7 protein-coding genes are annotated in these 4,928 nt (G+C 66.5%); 3 read left to right on the forward strand and 4 right to left on the reverse strand.

The annotated features are described in order from the left end of the window. A partial coding sequence (locus tag AC6CID_RS24820) for a hypothetical protein (protein WP_498354647.1) occupies positions 1–201 on the forward strand: 201 nt, incomplete at its 5' end. Between the two features lie 180 nt (positions 202–381). On the opposite strand, the gene AC6CID_RS24825 is transcribed toward AC6CID_RS24820, so the two are convergent. The 4 genes from AC6CID_RS24825 to AC6CID_RS24840 form a co-directional block, all read right to left on the reverse strand. Continuing rightward, positions 382–1,512, reverse strand: coding sequence for an NAD(P)/FAD-dependent oxidoreductase (locus AC6CID_RS24825; RefSeq protein ID WP_173674802.1), 1,131 nt, complete (start codon positions 1,510–1,512; stop codon positions 382–384). A gap of 138 nt (positions 1,513–1,650) precedes the next feature. Further along, complete coding sequence (locus AC6CID_RS24830) at positions 1,651–1,953, reverse strand: putative quinol monooxygenase (protein ID WP_498354648.1); 303 nt, start codon at positions 1,951–1,953, stop codon at positions 1,651–1,653. An 8-nt stretch (positions 1,954–1,961) separates the two neighbouring features. Further along, the gene (locus AC6CID_RS24835) at positions 1,962–2,519 is read right to left on the reverse strand and encodes a type 1 glutamine amidotransferase domain-containing protein (RefSeq protein WP_498354649.1); all 558 of its coding nucleotides are present in this window, start codon (positions 2,517–2,519) and stop codon (positions 1,962–1,964) included. Between the two features lies 1 nt (position 2,520). Then, positions 2,521–3,687: a glutathione-independent formaldehyde dehydrogenase gene (locus tag AC6CID_RS24840; protein ID WP_498354650.1), complete on the reverse strand. Its 1,167-nt coding sequence runs from the start codon at positions 3,685–3,687 to the stop codon at positions 2,521–2,523. Positions 3,688–4,030: 343 nt separating this feature from the next. Between AC6CID_RS24840 and AC6CID_RS24845 the strand changes: the two genes are divergently transcribed. Then, positions 4,031–4,225 (forward strand): hypothetical protein, encoded by a 195-nt coding sequence (locus tag AC6CID_RS24845; RefSeq protein ID WP_498354651.1) that lies wholly within the window; start codon positions 4,031–4,033, stop codon positions 4,223–4,225. A 329-nt stretch (positions 4,226–4,554) separates the two neighbouring features. Next, positions 4,555–4,890 carry a type II toxin-antitoxin system HicB family antitoxin gene (locus tag AC6CID_RS24850; protein ID WP_498354652.1) on the forward strand — a complete coding sequence of 112 codons (336 nt, stop codon included), beginning with the start codon at positions 4,555–4,557 and terminating at the stop codon, positions 4,888–4,890. Positions 4,891–4,928: the final 38 nt, after the last annotated feature.

Raw genomic sequence — 4,928 nt, forward strand, 5'->3', positions numbered from 1 at the left:
TGCAACACGGCCGGCCTTCCGCTCTCACGAGGGGGAGGCTGGTTTTCTTTATCCGTGAGTCGATCCGTCTACACCAAGCCCTTCAAGACCATCTCTCAGCAGCGCCAGCTGCTGGAATCTCGCGGGATGGCGGTGGCGGATCCTGCGGCGGCGGAGCGATGGCTGAACGCGGTCGGCTACCGCGAGCGGATCCCGCAGTGACGGATCCCGCTGCGGCACCTCCGCGTACCGATCCTCACGATGAAGACACCCCATGACAAGGGGGTTGAGCCTGTGACTGCTGTCCAGCCGCGACTTTTGGGTTGACCCAGGGCGGGCTGCCGTTGTCCTCGACGAGGAGACGTTTACCCATTGGGTGCGTCCGTTCTGGGGTCAGGCGAACTATCGCAGGGCTTCGCCGAGGCGAGCGGCGGGCGTGAGGTCGGCGGCGAGACCGCCGCCGGTCGCAGCCCGGGCAAGAGCGCGACCCAGCGCAGGTGCCTGCTTGAACAGATTGTGACCGGCCACGAAAATGACAGAGCCTGCCTCCCACACGGCCACGCCGTCCTCGCTCCATGGGAGGTCGGTCACCCAGCAGTGAAGAAAGTCGCGCGGCTCTGGGTGGAGACCGGGCAGCGCCCGTGTCACGTATTCGCGCGCGCGTTCGTCCAGCGATCGAATCGCCGCAGGGTCGATGAACGTTCCGTCGTCGCGGACGCCGACGGTTTCGCTGAGTCCGACCGAATAACTGCTGTTGCCCGGTAGCGGCGTCGCGTACACGCCGACTTCGCCGAAGACGCCGCTGCTGTCCTGCAGGCACGCGACTCGTGCCGGGGCGGCGGCTTTCACGTCGAAGGTCAGCCGGACGTGTGCGGCAAGGCGAACCGGCAGCGACAGGCCGACGCTGCGGGCCAGGCGGGCGGTCTCGCGGCCGGCGCACACGACCACCTTGGAGTAGACAGCCCGGTCGGTGACGCTGCGCACCTCGACCGTCCCGTCGGCGCGGGGATCGATGGAGATGACCTCTGCGGTGGTGACGGCATCTGCGAGGGCACCCGCGAGTGCCGTGATCGCGGTGCGGGTGCGGATCGCGCCGCCCGACTCGTCGAGCACCGCTGGCCCCGAGTACCCAGCGAGCAGCGGCATTCGCTGGGCGAGCTCGGCTGCATCGATCTCGTGCGCTTCCACGCCGCCGACCTGGTCGAGCACCCGCAGCCGCGCCAGGGCGCTCTCGCCGATCGCCACGACACCGTCTGATGAGACCAGCTCGACGTCGAAGTGTTCGGCCCACTCATCCCATACGCCGCGGCTTTCGCGCGCGAAAGCGACGAGTCGCGGGTCGTCGTGGGCATGCCGGAAGATCCGCGACTCGCCCGCGGACTGACCCGTTCCGGGCAGACCGGCCTCGTACAAGCGCACCGGCACGCCCTGCTCCCGCAGCGCGTACGCCGTCGACAGACCGACGATCCCGCCCCCGATCACTGCTACCTCGGGTGAACGCGTCGGGGCAACGTCGTCGTCAGTTCCTGTCATCGCGGTTCCTCGATCTGTTAGGGATGGGCGATAGGCCGCAAGAGAAGGGCCGCTGCCACGACGTCAACGGGCTGTGTCAGCCCGATGACGCCGCGCAGCGACCCCTCATGTCGGGGTCAGTACTCCCGGTCTGTGGTGTCAGGCGGGGAGCTTGGAAGCCAGGACGTCGAGCTTCTCGATCGTGGGTTCGGAGAATAACGTGCCGGCGTTTTCGCCGAGCGCTTCCGCCACGGGTCCGGACAGGTGGGCGTCACGTCCGGCGTCGTCCGGAAAGACGTCGAAGATCCCGAACGAGGTCGGCCCGAGGCGGATCGCGAACCACGCGGTGGTGGCCTGCTCTCCTTCGACAAGCCCACGGCCGCTGTCGAGGAAGTCTCTCACCTCGTCCTCCTTACCGGGCAACGCGTCGAACCTGACCAGCAGTCCCTTGGTCACACTCATGATGTCTCCTATTCCTTTGTCGTGGTCCCCGCGAGTTGGGACACGAGCGCGTCGCAGAACGCCGACAGATCGTCGGGCGAGCGGCTGGTGATGAGATTCTTGTCGACCACCACGTCCTGGTCGACGACGTCGGCGCCGGCGTTGCGCAGGTCCGTGCGGATGCTCGGGAAGGACGTCAGGGTGCGACCAGTGACCACACCGGCCTCGATCAACGTCCACGGCCCGTGACAGATCGCCGCCACTGGCTTACCGCTCTCGACGAAGTCGCGGACGAACGCGACAGCGTCTTGTTCGACCCGGAGCTTGTCGGGGTTCACCGTCCCGCCGGGAAGCAGCAGGGCGTCGTAGTCGCCCATCGAGGCGTCAGCGACCAGCCCGTCGACGCTGAACGTCCCCGCCGGATCCAGATCATTCTCGCGGGCCTGGATCTCGCCGTCGTGGATCGACAGGACCTCGGTCCGGGCGCCGGCCCGGTCCAGAGCCTCGCGGGGTTGCTCGAGCTCGACGCGCTCGACCCCGTCCGCGGCGAGGATCGCGACTCTCCTGCCCTGCAGATCTGCTGCCATGTCAGTTCGCCTTCTTTCCGCTGGACATACCCGGCTTGATCACGACCTTGGTCCAGCCCTCGGACCTGGCGTCGAAGTTCCTGTAGGCGTCGGCGGCCTCTTCCAGCGAGATCTCGTGGGACACGATCCAGGACGGCTTCGCCTTGCCGGCCGCGATCAGGTCCCGGAGCCGGCGGTTGTACCGCTTGACCGGGGCTTGACCGTTGCCCATGGTCTGCCCCTTGAACCAGTGGGTGCCGAAGTCGATGGCCGCCTTGCCCTGCTTGGCCAAGTCGTCCTCGGCACCTGGATCCTGGGGGACGAACACGCCGACGGTGCCGATCCCGCCGGTGAAGCGCACCGCGTTGATGAGCATGTTCAGCGTGAGGGCGTTGTCTTCGTTGCCCTGAGGATCATGGGCCTGATAGCCCACGCACTCGCAGCCACGGTCGGCTCCGAGCCCCATCGTCTCGTCCAGCACCGCCTGCACCGGGTCGGTCTTGGAGTCGTCGATGGCGATTGCTCCGATCTGCTCGGCCAGCGCGAGCCGGTCGGGGTGGCGATCGACCACCATGACCTTCGCGGCCCCCTTGATCGTCGCGGACAGGGCAGCCATCAGCCCCACCGGTCCGGCCCCGGCGATCACAACGCTGTCGCCCGGGATCACGCCGGCCATCTCGGTGGCGTGGTAACCGGTGGGGAAGATGTCGGAGAGCATGACGTAGTCGTTCTCCTTCTCCTGCGCATCCTCACCCAGGCGCAGCGCGTTGTGGTCGCCGAAGGGGACCCGGAGCAGCTCCGCTTGGCCTCCGCCGTACGGGCCCATGTCCGCAAATCCGTATGCCGCACCGGCGGCGGACGGGTCAGGCTGCGTGGTCAGGCAGTAATTCGTGAGACCGCGCTCGCAGTTCTTGCAGAACCCGCACGAGATGTTGAAGGGCAGCACGACCCGGTCGCCCACCTTGACCTTCTCCACGCCCTGACCGACCTCCACCACCTCCCCCATGTTCTCGTGGCCGAACGTGCGGCCCTGCTCGAAGGAGGTCCGGCCCTCATACATGTGCAGGTCCGAGCCGCAGATATTGGTCGTTGTCACCTTGACCAGCACATCGGTGGGACGTTCGATCTTCGCGTCCGGAACATCCGTGACCGCGACATCTCTGGGCCCCTGATAGACGACAGCCTTCATGGCGAGCCTCCAATGGTTGTGCTTGGCAAACCTCTGACTTCCCCACACTCACACTGGGACAACGCCGCGTCAACTGAATGGAGGCCATCAGGCTACGCCTCACGCCGCCCAACAACCGCCCCCGACCAGCTACCCCAAGACTCACAGTGTGAACCGCCCCAGGTTTCCCGCCGCCTCCTTTTCGAGTCGAGGAGGATGGTTGTATGCCGAAGAAAATCGATCCCGCGGTCAAGGAGCGGGCACTGCGGATGGTGACCGAGCACCGCGGGGAGTACGCGTCGCTGACGGCCTGCTGCGACCAGGTGGGCCACCGTCTGGGACTAGGCAAACAGACGGTCCGTCGGTGGGCGGTGCAGGCCGACATCGACGCCGGCGCAGCCCCGGCGTCAGCACCGAGGAGAGCGCCGAGATCAAGCGCCTCAAGGCCGAGAACCGGCGGCTGACCGAGGACCTGGAAATCATGCGCCGGGCTTCAATTTTCTTCGAGGGGGAGCTCGACCCCCGCAGCCGACGATCTGCGAATTCATCGATCAGATGAGAGCCGAGGGGCACGGGGCCCGAGTGGGTCTGCCGGGGCCTGCGCAAAGCAGGTCTGCAGATCGCCGCACGCACCTACCGGATGTGGACCTCACCCCGGCGGGCGGTAGCGGCCAGGGTCGTCAGCGACGCCGAAGTGGAGGACGTCGTCCCGCAGCTGGTGTAGAAGCCTGATGCGCAGGGACGCCGGAGGATGCAGCCAGCCGGGCTGTACGGGCGCCGCGGGGCCAGGAGACCCGCGAGTGAACATCCAGCGGGGCAAGAACGGGAAGCTAAGCCGTACCAGGTCAAACAGGTACTCGCCGCGCTCAAGAAGATAGAGGAGCAGTCATGAGCGATATCGACGTCCGTCGCTATTCGTACCGAGTTCAGTGGTCCCCCGACGACGAGGAGTACGTAGCCACCGTGCTGGAGTTTCCGTCACTGTCCTACCTCGAGCAGGACCAAACGGACGCCCTCCAGGGCCTCGTGGAAGTCGTGGCCCACGTCGTTGACGACCTCACCGCCGCGGGCGAGATGGTGCCGCAGCCGTTCGCCGAACGCTCCTACAGTGGCACCATTTACGTCCGCACCTCAGCAGAGGTCCATCGTCGTCTGGTGATGGAGGCAGCAGAAAACCACGTCTCCCTCAACCAATGGGCCGCCCAACGACTCGCCAGCGCGTAATCCGCCCCTGCGCAATAGGGGCATGCGCCGATAATGTC

This window comes from Rhodococcus sp. GQ147 (genome assembly GCF_059759155.1).